The 21,478-nt window shown below is 65.0% G+C and carries 17 protein-coding genes and 1 tRNA gene; 11 read left to right on the top strand and 7 right to left on the bottom strand.

All coding sequences use genetic code 11. The features are described from left to right. Positions 1-101 precede the first annotated feature (101 nt). The 3 genes from BJF92_RS15320 (at position 102) to BJF92_RS15310 (ending at position 2,594) form a co-directional block, all read left to right on the top strand. Positions 102-701 (top strand): YqgE/AlgH family protein, encoded by a 600-nt coding sequence (locus tag BJF92_RS15320; RefSeq protein ID WP_075635775.1) that lies wholly within the window; start codon positions 102-104, stop codon positions 699-701. Between the two features lie 218 nt (positions 702-919). Beyond that, positions 920-1,111, top strand: a complete 192-nt coding sequence (locus BJF92_RS15315) for a CsbD family protein (protein WP_075635630.1) — start codon at positions 920-922, stop codon at positions 1,109-1,111. 343 nt (positions 1,112-1,454) lie between these two features. Beyond that, a complete protein-coding gene (locus BJF92_RS15310) occupies positions 1,455-2,594 on the top strand; it encodes a zinc-binding metallopeptidase family protein (protein WP_075635629.1) in 1,140 nt (379 codons plus the stop codon). Positions 2,595-2,719: 125 nt separating this feature from the next. On the opposite strand, the gene BJF92_RS15305 is transcribed toward BJF92_RS15310, so the two are convergent. The 4 genes from BJF92_RS15305 to thrC all read right to left on the bottom strand — a co-directional run bounded on the left by BJF92_RS15305 (position 2,720) and on the right by thrC (position 9,368). Continuing rightward, on the bottom strand, positions 2,720-5,590 hold the full coding sequence (locus tag BJF92_RS15305) for a sensor domain-containing phosphodiesterase (RefSeq protein WP_245294788.1): 2,871 nt from the start codon (positions 5,588-5,590) through the stop codon (positions 2,720-2,722). 47 nt (positions 5,591-5,637) lie between these two features. Then, positions 5,638-6,249: a GNAT family N-acetyltransferase gene (locus tag BJF92_RS15300; protein WP_075635627.1), complete on the bottom strand. Its 612-nt coding sequence runs from the start codon at positions 6,247-6,249 to the stop codon at positions 5,638-5,640. 249 nt (positions 6,250-6,498) lie between these two features. Then, positions 6,499-7,794 carry a M16 family metallopeptidase gene (locus BJF92_RS15295; RefSeq protein WP_075635626.1) on the bottom strand — a complete coding sequence of 432 codons (1,296 nt, stop codon included), beginning with the start codon at positions 7,792-7,794 and terminating at the stop codon, positions 6,499-6,501. Positions 7,795-7,973: 179 nt separating this feature from the next. Further along, on the bottom strand, positions 7,974-9,368 hold the full coding sequence (thrC, locus tag BJF92_RS15290) for a threonine synthase (protein WP_075635625.1): 1,395 nt from the start codon (positions 9,366-9,368) through the stop codon (positions 7,974-7,976). A 524-nt stretch (positions 9,369-9,892) separates the two neighbouring features. Here thrC and BJF92_RS15285 point away from each other — a divergent pair. Further along, entirely contained in the window at positions 9,893-10,462 is a 570-nt protein-coding gene (locus BJF92_RS15285) for a hypothetical protein (protein WP_075635624.1), read from the top strand. A gap of 123 nt (positions 10,463-10,585) precedes the next feature. Here the strand turns inward: BJF92_RS15285 and BJF92_RS15280 are convergent, their stop codons facing one another. Next, positions 10,586-11,281 (bottom strand): HAD family hydrolase, encoded by a 696-nt coding sequence (locus BJF92_RS15280; RefSeq protein ID WP_075635623.1) that lies wholly within the window; start codon positions 11,279-11,281, stop codon positions 10,586-10,588. Positions 11,282-11,564: 283 nt separating this feature from the next. Between BJF92_RS15280 and BJF92_RS15275 the strand changes: the two genes are divergently transcribed. From BJF92_RS15275 to BJF92_RS15245, 7 genes are all read left to right on the top strand, one after another. Next, complete coding sequence (locus BJF92_RS15275; protein WP_075635622.1) at positions 11,565-12,695, top strand: site-specific DNA-methyltransferase; 1,131 nt, start codon at positions 11,565-11,567, stop codon at positions 12,693-12,695. Positions 12,696-13,559: 864 nt separating this feature from the next. Further along, positions 13,560-14,789: an aminotransferase-like domain-containing protein gene (locus BJF92_RS15270; protein WP_075635621.1), complete on the top strand. Its 1,230-nt coding sequence runs from the start codon at positions 13,560-13,562 to the stop codon at positions 14,787-14,789. 201 nt (positions 14,790-14,990) lie between these two features. After that, a complete protein-coding gene (locus tag BJF92_RS15265; protein ID WP_075635774.1) occupies positions 14,991-15,794 on the top strand; it encodes an SHOCT domain-containing protein in 804 nt (267 codons plus the stop codon). 228 nt (positions 15,795-16,022) lie between these two features. Beyond that, entirely contained in the window at positions 16,023-17,126 is a 1,104-nt protein-coding gene (locus BJF92_RS15260) for an endonuclease/exonuclease/phosphatase family protein (protein ID WP_075635620.1), read from the top strand. A gap of 6 nt (positions 17,127-17,132) precedes the next feature. Continuing rightward, positions 17,133-17,864, top strand: a complete 732-nt coding sequence (locus BJF92_RS15255; RefSeq protein WP_075635619.1) for an NUDIX hydrolase — start codon at positions 17,133-17,135, stop codon at positions 17,862-17,864. Between the two features lie 231 nt (positions 17,865-18,095). Then, positions 18,096-19,010: a PhzF family phenazine biosynthesis protein gene (locus BJF92_RS15250; protein WP_075635618.1), complete on the top strand. Its 915-nt coding sequence runs from the start codon at positions 18,096-18,098 to the stop codon at positions 19,008-19,010. A 170-nt stretch (positions 19,011-19,180) separates the two neighbouring features. Then, positions 19,181-19,256: transfer RNA gene (locus BJF92_RS15245), tRNA-Lys, on the top strand. Positions 19,257-19,498: 242 nt separating this feature from the next. Here BJF92_RS15245 and BJF92_RS15240 read toward each other — a convergent pair. Together BJF92_RS15240 and BJF92_RS15230 are read right to left on the bottom strand one after the other, a co-directional pair. Next, on the bottom strand, positions 19,499-20,077 hold the full coding sequence (locus BJF92_RS15240; RefSeq protein ID WP_075635617.1) for a hypothetical protein: 579 nt from the start codon (positions 20,075-20,077) through the stop codon (positions 19,499-19,501). Positions 20,078-20,575: 498 nt separating this feature from the next. Then, positions 20,576-21,448, bottom strand: coding sequence for a thermonuclease family protein (locus BJF92_RS15230; protein ID WP_075635615.1), 873 nt, complete (start codon positions 21,446-21,448; stop codon positions 20,576-20,578). Positions 21,449-21,478: the final 30 nt, after the last annotated feature.

Here is a 21,478-nt window from a genome sequence, read left to right as displayed (position 1 = left end):
GATGACGGCGCGAGATGGTTGCGTCCGTTGCGCGAACAGGTTGGACTGGACAGGGGCGAATTTCACACGGATCTGAAACAGAGAAAAGCGAGCAACCCATGATGGCAACGTTGCACAAGACGCGTGAAAGAGGCATGTTGGACGGACAGTTCCTCATTGCCATGCCCGGCATGCTCGACAGCAATTTTGCCCGAACGGTCGTGTTCATCTGTGCCCATTCCAGCGATGGCGCCATGGGCTTCGTGCTGAACCGCTCGCAGCAGCTGACCTTTCCAGAGGTTCTGCTTCATCTCGACATCATCAATTCCGATCAGGCGATCCGCCTTCCCGATTCCACGCGGGATTTTCAGATCCAGACCGGCGGGCCGGTGGAGACGGGCCGCGGCTTCGTGCTGCATTCCGATGACTATCTCAGCGAATCCAGCATTCCGATCAACGACGAAATCTGCATGACCGCGACGCTCGACATCATCAGGGCGATTTCGCGCGGGAAGGGGCCGACCAAGGCGATGCTGATGCTCGGCTATGTCGGCTGGGGCCCGGGGCAACTGGAAAACGAGATCGCCGCCAATGACTGGCTGACCTCGCCGCCCAATGAGGAGCTGATCTTCGACCGCACGCTGGTCGACAAATATGATCGCGCGCTCGCGCTGATGGGCGTTGCCCCGGCTATGCTTTCGCCCACGGCCGGCCACGCCTGAGGCCCAAGGTCTCGATCTATCCCTCGCCACGATCTCCGGTATTTTGCCAACCCCGCCGCTTTGGCGGGGTTTTGCTTTGGTGCTTTCAGGGTCGCGACAAGGTTGCGACGAAAGTTTTAAAAGGTGCGGAAACCCTTCGGAACAAATCGCTGAAGTTCTCGTTTTCAGGTCGGAAAGAACGGAAAAAGGGACCGTTCTCAACACCAAGGAGAACTATCATGGGTAGCACGTCCGACCGCGTTTCCGGCGCCGCCAACCAGGCCGCTGGCAAGATCAAGCAGGCTGCCGGCAACCTGACCGGCAACGACCGCCTCGAAGCCGAAGGCAAGGGCCAGGAGCTCAAGGGCAAGGTTCAGTCCGCCAGCGGCAAGGCCAAGGACGCCGCCAAGGACGTCGTTGACCGCATGTAATCCTTTTGCTGCGGCTTTTGCCGCAGCTTCGGAGTGCGCGTCGTCGTCCTGACGGGTTCAACTGGATGATGATTTGCGCCGATGCCCGCTGTGCCCCCGTGCCAGCGGGCATTTCCGTTGACGAGGAAGGTAAGACACCCGCAATGATGACGACGGATAGCTGAGGCGCTTTTCATCCTGCCATGCTGCAGGACATGGCTATCGTCTTGTTCTCTTGCGTAAAGGCTCGCGATCCACCTGTGCCGCGCTGGCCGTGCCACATTTACCTCGCTGCATGTCTCTTCACCATCATATCCGCCAACCGCCCTCAGGGCTGGTCCGCCTTTTAGAATTGGGGACAGGAATGAAGCTTTTCAGTTGCACGAATTGCAACAATCCCGTGCACTTCGACAACACCGTCTGTGTCAGCTGCAATTCTCGGCTCGGCTTTCTCGCGCAGTCGATGAAGATGTACGCGCTGGCGCCGGCCGGTGTGGATGATGCCGGTCACGAGCAGTGGACCATCATCGGCGACAACCAAACCGCCGTGCATTTTTGCGAGAATGCTGCTCATGACATCTGCAACTGGCTGGTTCCCGTCTCGGAAAATCAGCCATTCTGCATTGCCTGCCGCTATAACCGCATCGTGCCGGTCACTGACAATCCCGAGGGCCTGTCGAACTGGCAGCGCATTTCCCAGGCGCAGCGTCATCTCTTCTATTCGCTGCTGCGCTTCAACCTGCCGCGCCCCGGTCGTGATGTCGATCCTGAAGGAGGGCTGGTGTTCGACTTCCTCGCCGATGAGGTCGACGCGAATGGCAATGTGATCCCGGCGATGACGGGGCACGAAGATGGCCTGATCAGCCTGCGCGCGGCCGAGGCGAATGATGCCACCCGCGAAAGCGTGCGTCTGAAGATGGGCGAACCCTATCGCACGCTGCTTGGCCATTTCCGCCATGAGATCGGCCATTGGTATTTCGCCGTGCTGGTCGCCAACAATCCCGAGATGCTCGAAAAGGCCCGCGCCCTCTTCGGTGACGAGCGCGAGGATTATGCCGCAGCACTCCAGCGCAATTACGAGCAGGGCCCGCCGGCCGACTGGCAGAACCGCTTCATCTCGACCTATGCCAGTTGCCATCCGGCGGAAGATTTTGCCGAATGCTGGGCGCATTTCTTCCACATCGTCGATACGCTGGAAACCGCGCGCTCCTTCGGCCTCTCCACCGATCCGCGCCGGCACGAGGACATGGCCGCCGAGGTGGATTTCGATCCCTATCGCGCAGCCAATGCCCAGCTTCTCGTTGATGCCTGGGTGCCGCTCAGCGTGGCGATGAACAGCATCCAGCGCTCCATGGGCCAGGCGGACAGCTATCCGTTCATCCTGTCGCAGCCTGTTATCGACAAGCTCGACTTCATCAACGAGCTGATCCGCACCGCGCCGCATGCCGCGATGAGCCCCGACGGTCAGGCCGCTGCCCCGACACAGACGCCCGCCGCCGCTTAAGGCAGCAGACGGAAAACGATAATCTGTTTTCCGTTTCGATGACCCGATAAAAAAGGCCGCGTTCCGGGTGGAACGCGGCCTTTTCGTCATGATTGAACGCTATGGTAAGGCGCCTTGGGGCAGCGTTACGAGGCGCGGCGGACGATCGGGAAGCGCTCGCGCAAGAGCCGCTGCACGGCATCGGTGGCGATCGGCGGGCCGAACAGGAAGCTCTGGCCGTAATCGCAGCCCATCTGGCCGAGCTGCATGGCGTCGGCTTCCGATTCGATGCCTTCCGCCACCACCTGCATCTCCATTTCCCGGGCCATGCTGATGACCGAGCGCAGCAGCGCGGCGCGCTTGTCGCTGGGGTCGGTGACCAGCGCCTTGTCGATCTTCAGCGTGTCGAAGGGGAAGCGGGTGAGATAGGCAAGCGAGGAATGGCCGGTGCCGAAATCGTCGAGCGCCAGGCCGAGGCCGGCGTCGCGCAGCTTGCCCAGCACGAGCCGGGCCTGCTCGGGATTTTCCATCACCAGCGATTCCGTCAGCTCGATCTTGATCTTGTGGGTCTCGCAGCGGTTCTTGCTCAAAATCGCGCGGACATCGTCATAGAGATCATTGTTGAGCAGCTGCGCGCTCGACAGGTTGATCGAGATGAAGATCGGCAGGTCGCCGGAGGCCATCTGCCATTCGCTGAGATCGACGGTTGCCCGCTCGAAGGCGAAAAGGCCGAGCTGGTTGATGACGTCGCAGCTTTCCGCCACGGGGATGAATTCGCTCGGCGGGATGCTGCCGCGCTTGGGATGATCCCAGCGCATCAGCGCCTCGAAGCCGGCGATCTCGCCATCCGACAGCCGCACGATCGGCTGATAGACGAGGCTGATCTCCTTGCGATCGACCGCCTTGCGCAGGTCGGTCTCGATCTGCATGCGCTCGGTGCCGGAGGCGCGGAAGGCCGGACGGTAGGGCTCGACCCGGTTGCCGCCGGCCTTCTTGGCGCGGAACATCGCCAGTTCGGCATCGTCAAGCAGGCTGGCGGCGCTTTCCTGCTGGTCCACCCAGGAGACGAGGCCGATCGAGGCGGTCAGATGCACCTCGCGGCCGGCGAAGCTGATGGGAACCATGATGGCCTGGCTGACGGCGGCGGCGAACTCCGCCACCTTGGCCGGATCGCGTTCCGAGAGCAGCAGCACGCCGAAAGAATCGCCGCCGAGCCGCGCCAGCGTATCCTGCGGCTTCAAAAGCCGCCGCAGCCGGCGGGTCAGCGCGATCAGGATATTGTCGCCGGCGGCGATGCCGAGCAGCTCGTTGACCTGGCGGTAGCGGTCGATATCGATGGTGATGACGGTCGGCCGGACAACGCCGGTCGCCGGCGCCAGCATTAGGAAGGTCTGCAGCCGGTCCAGGAAAAGCTGGCGGTTGGGCAGGCCGGTCAGATTGTCGTGCAGGGCGTCATGGAGCAGGCGGTCGATCGAATTGCGCTGCTCCGTCACATCCACGATCGTGCCGACGCAGCGGATGATCTCGCCATTGGCGCCGAGCACCGGCCGGGCGCGGATCGCCAGCCAGTGATAATGTCCGTCCTCGGCCCGCACCCGGAATTCGTGATTGAGCCGCCCACGGCGGTGTTCCAGCAGCACGTCGAGCGTGGCGCGGAACCGGTCGCGGTCGTCGGGATGCAGGCGCGGCAGCCAGTTGCGCGCCGCCCCATGCATGCTGCCGGGCGCAAGGCCGAGATGGGCCGAGATGTCGGGCATGGTCACCACGCGGTCGCGCGCCACGTCCCAGTCCCAGACCGTATCACCCGATCCGGTCAGCGCCAGCGATTGCCGCTCGAGATCGGAGAAGAGGCCCTGGCCATAGGCGCCGCCGGCAAAGGCATGCTGCATCACCGTGAAGCCGATCAAAAGCACGATCAGCACCAGCCCGCCGCCCAGCGCCGGCTGGACGATGTCGTTGGCCAGCCGGCCGGTGACCGTCAGCCAGGCGCCGAACAGCCAGACGAGAATCAGCATCCAGGCGGGCACGAGCAGGATGGCGCGGTCATAATGCTTGAAGCCGAGATAGGCGATCAGCAGCGTGCCGGCCGTACCGGTCAGCGCGAAGGAGAGGCGGGCGATGCCGGCGGCGATCGAGGGGTCGTAGATCGCCACGCCGAAGAGCAGGGCCAGCCCCAGAACCCAGGCAAGCGTGGCATAGGCGAGATGCTGGTGCCAGCGGTTGAGGTTCAGATAGGTGAAGAGGAAAATGACGAGGCCGGCCGAGAGGAACACCTCCGTGCCGGCGCGCCATATGCGCTCGTCGGCTGCCGTGATCGCGATCAGTTTCGACAGGAAGCCGAAATCCACGCAGATATAGGCGAGCACCGCCCAAGCGAGCGCGGCCGTGGCCGGCAGCATCGACGTGCCCTTGACCACGAACAGGATCGTCAGGAACACCGCGAGCAGGCCGGCAATGCCGAGCACGATGCCGCGATAGAGCGTGAAGGCGTTGACCGTGTCCTTATAGGCATCGGGCTCCCACAGATAGATCTGCGGCAGGTCGGGAGAGGTCAGCTCGGCGACGAAGGTGACGACGGAGCCTGGATTGAGCGTGATCGAAAAGACGTCGTCCTCCTCGCTCGGCAGCCGGTCCAGCGCGAAGCCTTCCGACGGGGTGATCGACAGGATGCGCTGCGATCCGAGATCGGGCCAGAACAGCTTGGAATTGACCAGCCGGAAATGCGGGGCGACGATGACGCGCTCCAGCTGCTCTTCCGAGACATTGGCGAGCGCGAATACCGCCCAGTCGCCCTGGTGGTTTCCGCCTGAGGAGCGCACCTCGATGCGCCGGACGATGCCGTCGGTGCCCGGTGCCGTGGACACCTGGAAGGCATCGCCGCGCCCGGTATAGATTTCCGTGGTCGCCGTCAGGTCGAGCGCCGTGTCCTCGCGCGAGATCTTCACCGGCTCGACGGCGCCGGCAGGCGTCGACAGGCCGGCCAGCAGGGTCAGGCAGCACAGAACAAGGGCGAGCAGCCGGCTGACAACAGCGTGCAACGGCGCGCGCAGGCGGATCACTTGGGTCAAACGCTCATATTCCTGTTGGGGGCAATATCCTGCGGGAGAAGGGAAAACATCAGATGATCACGCCATTGGCCGTTGATCTTCAGATAATCCCGCAGGTAGCCTTCCCGTCGAAAACCGGCCTTTTCAAGGAGACGGACGCTCCTCTCATTTTCCGGGATACAGGCTGCTTCAATACGGTGCAACTGAAGGACAGAAAAGATGTAGGGGATCGTCAGGCGCACAGCCGCGCTCATATGTCCCCGGCCGGCATGGCCGACGCCCATCCAGTAGCCGATCATGCAGCATTGGGCGGCGCCGCGTCGGATATAGCCGACCGTCAGGCCGCCCAGAAGCGTCTCGCTCTCGCGCTCGAACAGGAAAAGCGGCACGGCCTGACCGCAGTGAAATTCCTGCTCGTTGCGCAACACCCGCACGCGGAAGGCGGCTTCCGTCATCTCGTCCGCGCGCCAGCTCGGCTCCCAGGGTTCGAGAAAGGCGCGGCTCTCGCTGCGCAGCCGATACCAGGCCTTGTAGTCGGCGCGGCGCGGCAGGCGCAGGAGATAGGTGTCGTCCTTGATCTCGACCGGCTCGGACTGTCGCGACAGAAACCGGAAGACCGACCGGCTCATCAAACACCTCTTGCGGCCGCCGAACGGCCCCTTGTCAGGAGAGACGTGCCACCGCACGCGAAAAGACGATCCGCCCCTTGGACGAAATTCCGACCCGAAACGTCCCCGGTGCCGGCCGCCCCCTGTCGGCAATTCGCCAACCGGCTCCGAAGGGTCATGGTGGCGCGAAAGCCGTCTTTTGTCAAAGCCTTGGGCAAAGACTAACGGGTTGAGAAGGGACGGCGGCCCGCCAGCCGGGCCCGGCCGCCGTTAGGCGCTGGCGGCACGCGGCAGGCTGCGGGCGGCCAGGCCGCCGAGAATGTCGTTCATCGGCATCAGGCTTTCCACCGGGCCGATGGCCGAAAGGGTCGGCACCGTATCGAAGAACAGGCGGCCGGCTAGATCGGTCAGCCGCTCGACGGTGATGCCGGAGAGACGCTCGACCAGCTCTTCATTGGGAATGGGGCGACCATAGAGCATCATCTGGCGGGCGATCTGGCCGGCGCGGGCGGCCGGGCTTTCCTGCCCCATCAGCAGCTGCGCGCGGATCTGGGCGCGGGCGCGGTCGATTTCCTGCTGGTCGATCGACATCGCGCTCTTGCGCAGCTCTTCCAGGATCACCGGCATCAGATCCGGCAGGTTCTCTCCGCCCGTGGCGGCATGCACGCCGAAGATGCCCGTGTCGGAAAAGCCCCAATGGAAGGCATAGACCGAATAGCACAGGCCGTGGCGCTCGCGCACTTCCTGGAACAGCCGCGAGGACATGCCGCCGCCGAGGATATTGGCGAGGATCTGCGAACAGTAGAAGTCGCGCGCGTGATAGGCCTTGCCCTCGAAGCCGAGCAGGACCTGCGCATCCATCAGGTCGCGGTTTTCGCGCACCTCGCCGCCGGTGTAGCGCGCCGGCTGGGCCACGGGGGCGCCCGTCGGCACCGTCGGCAGTCTGGCGAAGCGCTCTTCCACCTGGCGCACGAAGCTGTCGTGATCCACGGCACCGGCGCCGACGACGAACATGCGGTCGGTCGTGTAGTTGCGCGCGAGATAGGTGCGGATCTGGTCCGAGCTGAAGGACATCACGGTCTCGGGCGTGCCGAGGATCGGCCGGCCCAGCGTCTGCTCGGCAAAGGCCGCTTCGGCGAAGCGGTCGAAGACGAGATCGTCGGGCGTGTCATTGGCCGCGCCGATCTCCTGCAGGATCACCTGCTTTTCGCGCTCCAGCTCGTCCTCGTCGAAGGCGGACTCGGTCAGGATATCGGCAAGGATGTCGATCGCCAGCGCGGTGTCGTCTTTCAGCACGCGGGCATAATAGGAGGTGGTCTCGGTGGAGGTCGCGGCATTCACCTCGCCGCCGACATTCTCGATCTGCTCGGCAATGTCGCGGGCGCTGCGCCGGCCCGTGCCTTTGAAGGCCATATGTTCGAGCAGATGGGCGATGCCATGCTCGTCGGCGGTCTCGTCGCGCGAGCCGGACTTGATCCATACACCCAGCGCGGCGCTTTCCAGATGCGGCATGGTTTCCGTGACGACCGTGAGGCCGGAAGCCAGCCGCGTGCACTCAACTTTCATCTCTCGCCTTTCTGGGCGCTCATTGGCCACCGTTGGCGACAGCCCGTGCCCTTTGTGCAAGGGCGGCGAAGGCGGGCGCAACGATCGCATCACGGGAAAGCATCATGTCCGGGAACCGCCGGCGGCTTGTCAAAGCCTGCCTGATCCGATGCTTGAAGACACCCTCATCCGGCCGAAGGTCAGACCGCGCGAATGCGGGCGCTGACGTAAGCCTCGATGGTCTTCAAGTCCGGTTCCAGGACGTCGAAACGCTCCTCCCTGTCCATCAGGTCAGCAAGCCACGTCGGAAGCGTTGGGTCAATACCGCTCGCCGATTTAACTGCTGCGGGGAATTTCGCGGGATGGGCCGTGGCGAGCGTCACCATCGGCTCGGAGGGACGGCGATGTTTTGCCGCCACGAAGACGCCGATGGCGGTATGCGGATCGAGCAGCATGCCGTTTTCGGCCTTCACCTCGCGGATGGTGCGGGCCACGTCCTTCTCGCTGGCGCGGCCGGCGCGGAACAGGCGGCGGATCGCCTTCAGCGCGTCGGCCTCGATCTCGAAGGCGCCGGACTGGGCGAGGCTGGCCATGGCCCCGCGCACGCGGGCTGCGTCGCGGCCATAGGCTTCGAACAGCAGCCGCTCGAAATTCGAGGAGATCTGGATGTCCATCGAGGGCGAGGTGGTGGCCTTGACCGACTTCATCTCGTAGCGGCCGGTCTTCAGCGTGCGGGCAAGAATGTCGTTCGCATTGGTGGCGATGACCAGGCGGGCGATCGGCAGGCCCATCTTCATCGCCACGAAGCCGGCGAAGATATCGCCGAAATTGCCGGTGGGCACAGTGAAGGCCACCTTGCGGTCCGGCGCGCCCAGGCTGACGGCGGCGGTGAAATAATAGACGACCTGCGCGACGATGCGCGCCCAGTTGATCGAGTTGACACCCGACAGCGCGACGCGGTCGCGGAATTCGCCATCGTTGAACATGGCCTTGAGCAGGTTCTGGCAGTCATCGAAATTGCCCTTGACCGCAAGCGCATGGACATTGGCGTCCTTGCTGGTGGTCATCTGCCGCTGCTGCACCGGCGAGACCTTGCCCTCGGGGAAGAGGATGAAGATATCGGTGCGCGCACGCCCGGCAAAGGCGTCGACCGCCGCGCCGCCGGTATCGCCCGAGGTGGCGCCGACGATGGTGGCGCGGCGGCCGCGCTGTTCCAGCACATGGTCCATCATCCGTGCGAGCAATTGCATCGCCACGTCCTTGAAGGCCAGCGTGGAGCCATGAAACAGCTCGAGCACGAAATCGTTCGGTCCGCTCTGAACCAGCGGCACGACGGCGGGATGGCGGAAAGTGGCATAGGCCGCATCGATCATCGCCTTCAGCGCGTCGTCGGCGATCTCGCCGCCGGTGAAGCGCGAGATGATGGCAAAGGCGATCTCCTGATAGGATTTGCCGCGCAGCGCGCGGATCTCCTTCTTCGTCAGCTGCGGCCATGTCTCCGGCACATAGAGCCCGCCGTCGCGCGCCAGGCCGGCCAGCAGCGCATCCGAAAAGCCGAGGGCAGGGGCTTCGCCCCGGGTGGAGACATATCTCACGCTCGTTCGTCCTTCGTCTCAAGGCCGGCTCGGGCCGGCGGCAGTGTCGGGCCGGGACTGCGCCTAGAGCGTCCGGCCGCATGGAATGGCGCCGGCGGATCTTTGCGGCCGGCTGCAGGAGGTCGGTTCATCGATCGGCCGGGGTCATCGCCACCGCCGCATGGACCGCGACGCGACACGCGGAAATTCCCGTGGGCGGACAATCGATTTTCCCGCGCGCGGCTGCTATAGACCATCGCCGCGGCTCTTGAAAGGTCCGCAAGGCGGGGAAGGCGGATCCGTGCAGGCAGGACCGGGAGGTTTCGAGCCGCCGTGATGTGCCTTATCGCCGGGACAAACAGCGCTGGCCGGAGCCCTGCGCACGCGCCTGAGATCAGGGCGCGGGGCGGGAAACGAAACAGGCATCGGACCGAAGAGTGGTATCAGGTTTTCGGGTCCCTCCGATGCAAGAGACAAAAATTTAGAGCATCGACCCTTTTCCGGTGTGCGGTCCGACGCTCTAGCATTCAAGGGGTGTGCCCACCGTGTTGCCCAAGCTGAACCGCAGCCTTCTCGTTCTCCCCGTCCTGCTGGCGATCGCCGGCTGCAACAAGACCGATACGGGCGGGGCGCTGGCCGCCGGCGGCTCGGCCACCGCGCCGACGCCCGCCGTGATCCAGGGCGCCTGCCCGCAGGCCTATATCAGCGACGACAAGGCGGTCACCACCACCTATGCCAAGGCTGGCAGCACCGATCCCAAGGATGTCGTGCGCCAGGGCTCGCTCGTCGATATCACCCGTCAATGCGTTCAGACAGAGAGCCAGCTGCTGATCACCGTGGTGGTCAAGGGTCGTCTCGTCGAAGGGCCCGCCGGCGGGTCCGGCGGGACCGTGACCCTGCCGATCCGCGTCGAGGCGACCGACGACCAGAAGACGCTTTTCGCCGAAACGGTGAACTTCCCGGTCCAGCTCGCGCCGAATGCGCCGGCCACCCAGTTCATCTTCACCAAGGCCTCGATCCCGCTGCCGGGCGGCGCGGGCTCCTTTGCCAAGGTCACCGTCGGTTTCGACACGGCGCCGAAGGCCGTGGCCGCCAAGGGCAAGCGGAAGAAGTAGGCGCGCTCCCGGCCTGGAGAGGGCGCAAGCACGCCCCTCATTCCTGGTCCCAGCCAAATCCCTTCAAAAAACGATCCTCGGGTCAGGCCCGAGGATCGCGACGCATGCTTGTCTGAAATCGTCTCAGGCGCTCAGCGCATCCGACCATTCGCCCAGCGCGGCGATGGTGCCGGGAAGGGCGCTCATGCGCGCGATCACGGTTTCCGCGCCCGCCTCGGTCAGCTGATCGGCATGGGAGGGATGCGTGTGCGCGCCGCCGGTAAAGCCGATCACGCGGCATCCCGCCGTGCGCGCCGCATGCACGCCATGCACCGAATCCTCGACCACGATCGCGCGGGACGGATCGACGCCCATCTGAGCGGCGCCGTGCAGGAAGATGTCTGGCTTCGGCTTGACCCGGTCGGGGCCGAGGTCGCGCGCGGAATAGATGTGATTGCCGAACAGGCCGAGAAGGCCGACCTTGCCGAGCATCATCTGCAGCCGCTCCGTCGTGGAGTTGGAGCAGATGCATTTGGGCAGGGTGATTTGCTTGACCGCGGCGGCGACGCCGGCAATGGCTTCGACCTCCTCGCGCAGGCGCTTGTCGAGGATCTCGTCCGATTTCGTCAGCAATTGCGCCGAAAGGGGAATGTCAGCCTCGCGCTCGATCGCCAGCAGCGTGTTGTGCCAGGTCATGCCGGCGAAGCGGGTGGCCATTTCCTCGGCGCTGATGGGATAGCCGGCTTCGGTCAGAATTTCGGCTTCGACACGGGCGGCGATGATCTCGGAATCGACGAGCACGCCGTCGCAGTCGAAAATGACGAGGTCGATCTCACTCATAAAGCTGGTCTCTTGAAGGAACGGGGAGGAGGGACAAGGCGCGCGGCACGCGTGCCTCGGATCTGTTGCCGCTCTCCTACACCAGCCGGGCGGCGATCTCAACGAAAAGGGTAAAGCGCCGCAGCGGGGCTGGCCGCGGCCTTCTCAAGGAATCCGGGCACGATTGGGCGGAATCTGGACGAGCGACGAGGTGTCTTCAGTCTTTGGTAACCAAGTTCGGTAACCATGATCACAGAAATTGAGCCTGTTCCCTTAGTCCGCGTAACGACGAGTAGCCAAGCCCATGTCCAGCGTTCTTACCAAGACCAAGCCTTCACGCGCCATCGCTCCCCAGTCCTGGCTCGATACGATCATCAAGGGGGATTGCGTGGCCGCGCTCGAAGCGCTGCCCGATCACTCGGTCGACATGATCTTCGCCGATCCGCCCTATAATCTGCAGCTCGGCGGCGCGCTGCATCGTCCGGATCAGTCGCTGGTGGATGCGGTGGACGACGAATGGGACCAGTTCGCCTCCTTCGAGGCCTATGATGCCTTCACCCGCGCCTGGCTGCTCGCCTGCCGCCGCGTTCTCAAGCCCACGGGCACGCTCTGGGTCATCGGCTCCTACCACAACATCTTCCGCGTCGGCGCGACGCTGCAGGACCTGCATTTCTGGATTTTGAACGACATCGTCTGGCGCAAGACCAACCCGATGCCGAACTTCAAGGGCCGCCGGTTCCAGAACGCCCATGAGACGCTGATCTGGGCCGCGCCAAACGCCAAGCACAAGGGCTATACCTTTAACTACGACGCGCTGAAGGCCGCCAATGACGATGTGCAGATGCGCTCTGACTGGCTCTTCCCGATCTGCTCCGGTTCCGAGCGGCTGAAGGACGAGAACGGGCAGAAGGCGCATCCCACGCAGAAGCCCGAGGCGCTGCTGGCGCGCATCCTGATGGCCTCCACCAAGCCGGGCGATATCGTGCTCGATCCCTTCTTCGGCTCCGGCACCACTGGTGCCGTGGCCAAGCGCCTCGGCCGGCACTTTGTCGGCGTGGAGCGCGAGCAGGCCTATATCGACGCCGCCACCCGGCGCATCGCCGCCGTCGAGCCGCTCGGCAAGGCGACGCTCTCGGTGCTGACGGGCAAGAAGGCCGAGCCGCGCGTGGCCTTCAACGTTCTGGTCGAGTCCGACATGATCAAGCCCGGTACGGTGTTGACCGATGCCCGCCGCCGCCACAGCGCTATCGTGCGCGCCGACGGCACGCTGGCGTCCGGCGGCGAGGCCGGCTCGATCCACCGGCTCGGCGCCCGCGTTCAGGGGCTCGATGCCTGCAATGGCTGGACCTTCTGGCATTACGAGGACGAGGGCGCGCTAAAGCCCATCGATGTGCTTCGTGCCAAGGTGCGGGCGGGCCTCGAAAAGCTGGCCTGACCCTCTCTGCCCGTCCGGGGATCGCATCTGCGACGGACGGGCGACTGTCTCTCATTGGCGCAAGACGGGGCCCCTGCCTTCATCTTTCGTTAATGATCCGGCCCCTATTCAAGACGGACCGGGCATCGATCCGATGCCCTGAAGGCGCGGGCGCGTGATCAACCGCGCGTCTGCGTCAGGCCGCCGTCGCAGCCAGCGAATGCGAACAGGGGCCGGGCCTTCCCTCGGTTTTCGTAGCCTTCAGTCCCGGGGGGTGCCGGGAGCGCCCGGAAGCCGTGAGAGGCTTCCGGGCCTTCGGCGCTGCAATACGTCTTTCCGTTGCATTCTCCGCCCGACGGGCGCACACTTCCCGGATCGCGTTGCACGATCGGGAGGAGAGAGTGATGACGGCGATCATGGAGTACTTCGCCTGGTTCGACCTGGCGATTCTATGCGGCATTGCCGCTCTGATGCTGTGCAGCTACCACGCCGGCGGCGCCTGAGCCCGTCGGTTGTCGCGCCGGGCGCCAGCCCGTCCGGCGTCTGATCATTCGCAGGCAACCGCTACTTTTGCGTGTCGCGGACGATGTGTCTTGCCCATGCGCCGGGTGCGGCTCGGCGCATGGCCTTGCCTGGGCGAATTTCACCAGCCACGTCTCCCACGCGCCGCGCGCTTGCGCATATGCCGTTGGGCCCCTCAGCCCATGCCCGGCTTTTTCCTGAACGCTCTTTCGGGCCATCCCCCTCCAAGCGATCGACTTGCCGCCAAAGGCGGGCGCGTTCCGTCTCGCACCGAACCCGCATCGAAAAATAGGTCAGCTATGTTGACATATTTGTGCCGATATGGTCGTTGGTGGTCAAAGATGTGAGTGAGGAAACTGCCCGATGCTGGACTGGGAAGCCATTTTCGCGACGCGCTCGACACGGATGCGCGCCTCCGAGATTCGGGAGCTGTTGAAGCTTCTGGATCGCCCCGACATCATTTCCTTCGCCGGCGGTATTCCCGACCCGGCGCTGTTTCCGGACGTGGCCTTCCGGGAGGCCTATGCCGATATCTTCGCCGGGCCGGCGGTTTCGGCGGCGCTGCAATATTCGGTCAGCGAAGGCTATCTGCCGCTGCGCAAATGGCTGGTGGGCGAGATGGCCCGGATCGGCATTCCCTGCACCGAAGACAATATCCTGATCACCTCCGGCTCGCAGCAGGCGCTGGACTATCTCGGCAAGCTGTTCCTGTCGCCCAAGGACACCGCGCTCGTCACCTGGCCGACCTATCTCGGCGCGCTCCAGGCCTTCAATGCTTATGAGCCGAGCTACGACCAGCTGAACGTGACCGGCAACCGCACGCCCGAGGCCTACAGGGCTGCCGCCGCCGCGGCCGGGGGCAGGGTCAAGTTCGCCTATATGTCGGCCGATTTCTCGAACCCGACCGGCGAGACCATGGACCGCGCCGCTCGGGAGAAGATTCTCGATCTCGGCGACGAGCTCGACATCGCCATCATCGAGGACGGCGCCTATCAGTCGCTGCGCTTCGACGGCACACCTGTCCCGCCGATTCTTGCGCTCGAAATCGCCCGCAAGGGCACGATCAACGAGACGCGCACCATTTACAGTGGCAGTTTCTCCAAGACGCTGGCGCCCGGCCTGCGCGTCGGCTTCGTGGTCGCGGCCGAGCCCGTCATCCGCAAGCTGGTGCTGATGAAGCAGGCTGCGGACCTGCATTCCTCCACCATCAACCAGATGGCCATCTGCCATGTCGCCGAGCGCGGCTTCGATGCGCAGGTCGCCAAGATCCGCGATGCCTATAGCCGCCGGCGCGATTGCATGCTCGCGGCCCTTGCCGCGCACATGCCCGACGGCGTCAGCTGGACCCGGCCGGAAGGCGGCATGTTTATCTGGATCACCCTGCCGGCCGGCTTCGACGGCGCCGATCTCCTGGCGAAATCGCTGGTGTCCGCCAAGGTCGCCTTCGTGCCGGGCAAGGCCTTCTTTGCCGATGGCTCGGGCGCCAATACGCTGCGCGTCAGCTTCTCCTGCGCCAATGAGGCGATGATCGAAGCCGGCATTTCCCGTCTCGGCCAGCTGATCCGCAGCGAGCAGCTCGCCAAGGTCGCCTGAGGCACGCCATCCGCTTGCCGGACATCCTCTGCCTGTTGCGGCGGCCGCTTCCCTGTCCGGGAGCGGCCGGCTTGCTTTGGTGCGCCCCACCCTCTGCGCCTCTCTCCGTCTGCACATGGCCGGCTGTCGCCTTTCCCATTGGCCCATGCTAGGACTGCCGTGCCCGGCAGGACCGGGCGCGACAAAAGGAGCGTGATGCGCATGCAGGGTCTTCCCCCGGAAACCGAAGCCTTCCTGTCGGATCTCGCCCGTCAGTTCCATGTCAGCGATCAGGCCGTGCGCGCCATGCTCGATGCGGTGCGCCGCGGGCAGGGCACCATGGCGCAGTTCGACATCTCCGAGCTGGGCGGCAACGGCCAGTGGATGCTGGGCGGCATGACCATGGTCGGCGATATGTTCAACCACGGGCTCAAGGCCAATGTCGACGGGCTGTGCAACGCCCTGTCCATGGCGCTCGCCAATGGCCAGATCGCGCCGCTCGCCACGCTCTGGGGACAGCAGGCCTCCTGGTGGCCGGCCGAGCTGGGCCAGCCTTCCAGCAGCGGCGGCCAGAATGACAGCGCCTATGCCGTGTTTCCGGGCAGCCAGCGCCTGGCGATCCGCGAGGGCGGCGAGGTCGCAATTTACGACACCGGCAGCCATATGATTTCGGGCGTCAGTCAGCAGCAGGGCGGCGGCCAGTCGCTGAGCTTCTCCAGCCAGCTTGGCACCTTCCCGGTCTCCAGCCTTCGGCGGGTGGACCGCGATGCCGCGCAGCCGGCGCCCGTGCAAGCGCCCACGCAGGCCCCCATGCATGCACCGGTGCAACAGGCGCCGATGCAGCCGTCGACGCCGGCCGCCGCTGCTCCGGCCGCCCCATTCTCGGCGCCGTCTCCCGCCTCTGCCGGCGTGGATGCGCAGGAGGTTCTCGGCCTGATCGAGAAGCTGGCCTCGCTGCGCGATGCCGGCATCCTCAGCGATGCGGAATTCGCCGCCAAGAAGACCGAGCTTCTCGCGCGCCTCTGACGCGGCAAGGCCCTTAGAGCATCGGACCGAAAAGTGGGAACCGGTTTTCGGAAAAATCCGATGCAAAAACAAAAAATTAGAGCATCGGACTGCGTGCGATTTTCAGTCTGATGCTCTAATCATAAGCTGGCGCCGGCGACCCTGTCGGCGCCGATGGTCCCGCCTGCCTTTCTCGTCAGCCGCTCTGTATAGCGACGACGGTGCGATCTCCCGCGCTCTGGATGTTTCATGCCGCTGCGACTTGCCACCTTCAATGTCGAAAACCTGCTGCGCCGCTTCGATTTCAGCGGCTTTCGCCGGCCAGACCGCGAAGACAGGGTGCTGAAGCTGTTTGAAATCGGCGATGAGGCCGGCTACCGCCGCCTGGAGGAGGCGCGCATGGTGGGGCTGGCCGATGACACGCGCCAGCACACGGCGCTGGCCATTGCCGATTGCGATGCCGACATCGTCTGCCTGCAGGAGGTGGACGACCTCCAGGCGCTGGAGGCGTTCGAGGGCGGCTATCTCTACCGCATGATGGGCCGGGGCTATCCCCGCAAGGTGCTGCTCCCGGGCAATGACGGCCGTGGCATCGACGTGGCGCTGATGCTGCGCGAGGAGACGGCGGATGGCGCGGCGATCGAGGTCGGCCATGTCCGCTCCCATGCCGATGCCACCTTCGCGTCGCTCGATCTGCTGACGCCGGAGCTTGCCGCAAGCGAGCGGCCGGAGGCGCGCCTTTTCCGCCGCGATTGCCTTGAGGTCGATCTGATCGTCGGCGGAAAGCCGGTGACCCTCTATCTCGTCCACTTCAAATCCATGGGGCCGGCACGCGGCGGCATCGATGGCCGCGCGGCGACCATGCCGCTGCGCCGGGCGGAGGCGCTCGGCGTGCGCCGGATCATCGAGCGTCGCTTTGGCGCCGGTCTCGCTCAGGCCCGCTTCGCGATCTGCGGCGACATGAACGACTATCAGGAGAAGATCCTGGTCGAAGGCAGCAGGCGCGAGGGCTACCGCTTCCGCCCCGTGGCGGAAGAGGGCAGCGCGCTCGACGTCTTCAGCCGGGATGGCTTTGCCGAGAACGTATTGACCCGGCTGGACGCGATGGAGCGCTGGACGCTGTTTCACACGCGGGGTGCTACCGAGCGCCATCTCTGCCAGCTCGATTATATCTGGCTGTCTCAGGCGCTGTCGGCGGCCAATCCGCAAGCGCGGCCGGAGATCATCCGCGCCGGCCAGCCCTTCCGCACGCCGTTCCCGCCGGGCCAGGAGGTCGAACGCTATCCGCGCATCGGCTGGGACCGGCCCAAGGCTTCGGACCATTGCCCTGTCGTCGTCAGTCTGGAGATCTGAAGGCCGATGATTCCCGCCCGCAGCAATTTTACGCAATGGCCGCCCGAAAAGACCCTGTTCCCCCTCGAGGATGTCACGGTCAACATCGTTGCCGGGCCGCATCCCTACGCGGTCGAGGCGGAGGAGGCGATCGCCGCCAACTGGGCGCTGGAATTTGCCCGAAATCCGCGCCTCTTCGACGGGCAGATGGTGGTCAACCGCGCGATCCATATCGAGGAGGGGCGCATTCGCACGGCCGCGCATCTGGCGCCCTTCTCCGCCTTCCTCCTGTGGCGCAAGACACGTCCGCTCGACAAGGCGGTGCATCTCTTCGTCCTTCCGGTGATCCTCTCCTCGGACGGCGCGCTGATCGCCGTGCGCATGGGCGCGCATACGGCCAATCCGGGCAAGGTCTATTGTGCGTCGGGTTCTCTGGACGCTCATGACATCGTCGATGGTCTCTGCGACATTCCCGGCAATATGCGCCGCGAGGTGCTGGAGGAGACGGGGCTCGATCTGGCGGAGGCCGAGGCCGACCCGCATTATGTCGGCCGGCATGAGAACGGGGCGGTGATGGTCGCCCGGATCTTTCGTTTTTCCGACGATGCCGAAACCCTGGTCACGCGGATCGCCGCCCATGTCGCGGCCGATCCCGATCCCGAGATCGACGGGGCCGTCGCCATTATCGACACCGATCCCGCGCGCTACGACTATACCAGCTTCATGCCCGATGTGATCGCCTGGGCGCTGCAGCGCTGACATCGCCGGTTCGCTACTGGGGAGAGGGGCGTAATCCTCCCTCTTGTCGCCCCCTCGCAGGCCGTGCCAAGGTTGCCTTCCAGTGCCCGCCTGAAAGGCGTCGGGTGCATCGCCGATCCCGCCGGGGACAGGGGATGGCCCGGTGGCCCGGTCTTTTGTTTGCGCAGCGGATTTGCCGGAAGCCCTGTCATGCTTTCGCTCGCCAATGCCCTGTGGAGGAGTGCCCCAGCCATGCCCCGTTCCTATGCCATCTATGATGTTTTTACCGACACGCCGCTGAAGGGGAACCCGCTGGCGGTGGTGTTCGATGGCGAAGGCCTCAGCACGGAGGCGATGCAGGCGGTCGCGGCCGAGTTCGCCCTGTCGGAAACGGTCTTCGTCCTGCCGGCCGAGGGGCCGGCCCATGCGGCGCGCCTGCGCATCTTCACCCCCCATCACGAGCTTCCCTTTGCCGGCCATCCGACCGTCGGCACCGCGGTTGCGCTCGCCGAGCGCAGGTTTGGCCGCGAGAGCGCCCTTGATCTGGTCAAGGTGCTGGAGGAGCAGATCGGCCCGGTGCGTTGCGCCGTGCGCCTGCGGCCGCAAGCGGCGAGCTTTGCCGAATTCGATCTGCCCCGGCGCTCTCAGAAGCTGGCCGTGAATTTCGACCGCCAGGCGCTGGCGGATGCGCTGGGCCTGCCGGCAAGCCAGATCGGCTTTGAAAACCACGTGGCCGGCCTGTGGAGCGCCGGCGTGCCCTTCGTCACGGTTCCGGTCCATGATCTGGCGGCCGCCGCCGCTGTCGAGTTCGATGCCGCCCGCTGGCAGAAGCTTGCGCCCATGGCTGACGGCCGACTTGCTGCCGCCTATCTCTATTGCCGGGGCGGGCAGAACCACCAGGCGCGCTTCCATGTGCGCATGTTCGCGCCGGAGATGGGCATTGCCGAGGATCCCGCGACCGGCGGCGCGCTCGCGGCCTTTTCCGGCACCATCCAGCATTTCGACCAGCTGCCCGACGGCAACCATGCCTTCCTGGTGGAGCAGGGCGTGGAGATGGGCCGGGCCTCCTATTTGCATCTGCACATCCAGGTGGACGCCGGCCTCGTCGCCGCCGCCCGCATCGGCGGCGCGGCCGTGAAGATCGCCGAGGGCACGCTGTTCGTCTGAGGCGAGGGAAGCCCTTGCCAGCCCGGCGGCACGGTTGCGGCAATGACATGCAAATGACAGCGAGAACGGGTGGGAGAAAAAATTCTGATTTTTTTCACGACACCGCTAGACAGCTCGGCGAACCCCCTTTATAAGCCCGCTCACGCCACCGGAAACGGCGGCGGACGGATGGGTGATTAGCTCAGTTGGTAGAGCAGCTGACTCTTAATCAGCGGGTCCACGGTTCGAGCCCGTGATCACCCACCAAACAATTCAAAGGCATAGGCCTTGTGGGGGATATCGAAAAGGCGGCGCAGGTTTCTGCGGCCGCCTTTTTCGTTTAGCCCGTTCGTGCCTTTCCCCGATTTCCGGATCAGCCTGCGGGCGATCCTCCGACATGCCCTTTCCGAAGCCTATCGGGCAAAGCCGGCTCCTGCTTTTCGCTTGGATGCTCTATCTTTTTTGCAGCGTATTTTGCGAAAATCGGTTCCCGCTTTTCGGTCCGATGTTTAGCTGTTCAGCGGGCGCAGAAGGGCGGCGAGATCGCGCTGGCCGATCCGGCAGGAGACCAGCGTGGTTTCTGCGCCGACGGGGCGGCAGGCGACGCTCTTGCCTCTCAGCGCATTGTCCAGCGCCTTGAAGGCGCGCAGGCCACAGGCATTGCGTCGCCCCTCTACATCCTTGCACACGGCCTTGCGGGGCAGCGGAGCGATGCCGTCGATCCGGTAGGTCGTGCCGCGCCAGCTGAAGCTGGCATTGTCGATAACGATCACCTCATGATTGGCGAAGAAGCGGACCGGATCGGTCTCGACTGGCGGGGCCGGGGGCAGGCGGGCCGGCAGGCGCTCATAGGTCTGTCGGCTGATGTCGATGCGGGTCGGCTGGGTGGTCCACAGCAGGCTGCCGCTTTCCGTCGTCGTGTCGAGGCCCGTTTTGCCGAGGCCGGTCTTATTGAGGTCTGAGCCGATCACGGGAGGCCGGCTCGTCATCAAGGCCGAGGCGGCCTGAATGCCGAAGAGCACGAACAGCACCGCAAGCGTGACCTGCAGCACCATCACCGCCAGTCCCTTGATGGTCTCCTCGATCATCGCTCCCTCCCGTCGCCCTCTGCATCCGCATCTCTGCGCAGGCTCTGATGCACGGCCAGAGAATGCGTCAGGGGGGCGCCGGGTTCCGTCGCAGCCTGCTCAGGGCCAAGCCCTGCTGGCTTATGATTTCCAGGATCTCTACAGGGAAGGGCCTTCTTGCCTTGTCGACACCGTGCCGGAGTGCGGGCGGCCTCAGACGCCTCCACGCGCTGCCCCGCGCGCGGCGCGCTTTTCAGTGCGCCATTTTCAAGGAGGAAAAAATTTAGGAAGATGGGAACCTCTCCCGCTCCTTGGCGTTTTTGTCTTGCCGGTGTCCTTCTCCTCCCTTCGGATGCCGGCAGGATCGGCGCTCTACCTCCTCGAGTGCGGATCGCCCTCAATAAGAAAAGCCTGCCGCTCCCTCCCGCGGCAGGCTTTTTGTTTTCATAGGGGCTTGCCGGAGCTGATCGATTATCCCAGTGGGAGTCCGATCGCGCTTTCCCGATCTATGCCGTGATGTCAGGCGCCGCCGCACCAGGAGGTGCGAGTGCCGGCCGGGCGGGCAAGGCCTTCGGCGACCATCTGCTGGCCGAGCGAGCGGCCTGACCGCGTGACGATGGGGCCGCCGCCGGCGCTGGCGATCTCGATCGGGCCGGCATTGAGCAGCGCCATCAGCCGCTCCTTGGCGTAAAAGCCGCGCTTGCGTTCTTCCTCGCATTTCGGCGCCGCTGCGTTCGGGGCATCGATATCGGCCAGATGGATCTTGTTGCCGCGATAGACGAAGGTGCTGCCGTTGATCACGCAATTGTCGGTGCGGATGCCGCAAAAATAGAAGGTTTTCGGCAGGGCCGCCGCCTCGGCCGCTTCCGGCGTCATCACCGGCGACAGCGTCGCCGGCGCGACGGCGGCGACCTGCGCCGGGGCGATACCAACTGCGGTCGGCGCGGCATCGATCGGCATGGGTGGCCTTGGGCCAGGCACGGCCCCAGGCACCGGGTTAGCTGCCGCCTGCAGGGGCGCGCGCGCCGCTGGCAGCGTGATCGCGCCATGCGCCGCCACGCTCTGGATGCCGGCGCCGGCCTGGGCTGCCGGCCGCGCGGCGGGCTTGGGAATGCTTGCGGTCGGCAGGCTGGTGTCGGTGTTGGGCGCAGAAGCCTTGCCGGCGGGCATGGAGACGGCGAGAGCCGCAACCTGCCGGCTTGCGCTGTTCAGCAGGCCATCGGGCAGAAGGTCGCGATGGTCATAAGCGACGATGCCGCCGAGCGCGACCAGCCCGACACCCAGCCAGCCGGCCAATCCCACGCCGCCTCTGCTACCGCTGCGGGTCTTGCCGCGCGGGCTCTTGGCGCGGGCGGTGGTGGTCTTGCCGGGGGTGCGGCGGGCTTTCGCCATGTCGGCCTCCTGAAGCGGCCCCGCCTCAGC

It is taken from the genome of Xaviernesmea rhizosphaerae, assembly GCF_001938945.1.
Taxonomy (GTDB): Bacteria; Pseudomonadota; Alphaproteobacteria; order Rhizobiales; family Rhizobiaceae; genus Xaviernesmea; species Xaviernesmea rhizosphaerae.
This window is presented reverse-complemented; position numbering and strand designations above follow the sequence as displayed.

Bases quoted from the DNA above. Each gene is read 5' to 3' on its own strand.
- BJF92_RS15300 (WP_075635627.1), bottom strand. From the start codon at position 6,249: ATGAGCCGGTCGGTCTTCCGGTTTCTGTCGCGACAGTCCGAGCCGGTC.
- BJF92_RS15230 (WP_075635615.1), bottom strand. From the start codon at position 21,448: ATGGCGAAAGCCCGCCGCACCCCCGGCAAGACCACCACCGCCCGCGCC.
- BJF92_RS15265 (WP_075635774.1), top strand. From the start codon at position 14,991: ATGCAGGGTCTTCCCCCGGAAACCGAAGCCTTCCTGTCGGATCTCGCC.
- BJF92_RS15250 (WP_075635618.1), top strand. From the start codon at position 18,096: ATGCCCCGTTCCTATGCCATCTATGATGTTTTTACCGACACGCCGCTG.
- BJF92_RS15295 (WP_075635626.1), bottom strand. From the start codon at position 7,794: ATGAAAGTTGAGTGCACGCGGCTGGCTTCCGGCCTCACGGTCGTCACG.
- BJF92_RS15315 (WP_075635630.1), top strand. From the start codon at position 920: ATGGGTAGCACGTCCGACCGCGTTTCCGGCGCCGCCAACCAGGCCGCT.
- BJF92_RS15255 (WP_075635619.1), top strand. From the start codon at position 17,133: ATGATTCCCGCCCGCAGCAATTTTACGCAATGGCCGCCCGAAAAGACC.
- BJF92_RS15320 (WP_075635775.1), top strand. From the start codon at position 102: ATGGCAACGTTGCACAAGACGCGTGAAAGAGGCATGTTGGACGGACAG.
- BJF92_RS15310 (WP_075635629.1), top strand. From the start codon at position 1,455: ATGAAGCTTTTCAGTTGCACGAATTGCAACAATCCCGTGCACTTCGAC.
- BJF92_RS15270 (WP_075635621.1), top strand. From the start codon at position 13,560: ATGCTGGACTGGGAAGCCATTTTCGCGACGCGCTCGACACGGATGCGC.
- BJF92_RS15275 (WP_075635622.1), top strand. From the start codon at position 11,565: ATGTCCAGCGTTCTTACCAAGACCAAGCCTTCACGCGCCATCGCTCCC.
- BJF92_RS15240 (WP_075635617.1), bottom strand. From the start codon at position 20,077: ATGATCGAGGAGACCATCAAGGGACTGGCGGTGATGGTGCTGCAGGTC.
- BJF92_RS15260 (WP_075635620.1), top strand. From the start codon at position 16,023: ATGCCGCTGCGACTTGCCACCTTCAATGTCGAAAACCTGCTGCGCCGC.
- BJF92_RS15280 (WP_075635623.1), bottom strand. From the start codon at position 11,281: ATGAGTGAGATCGACCTCGTCATTTTCGACTGCGACGGCGTGCTCGTC.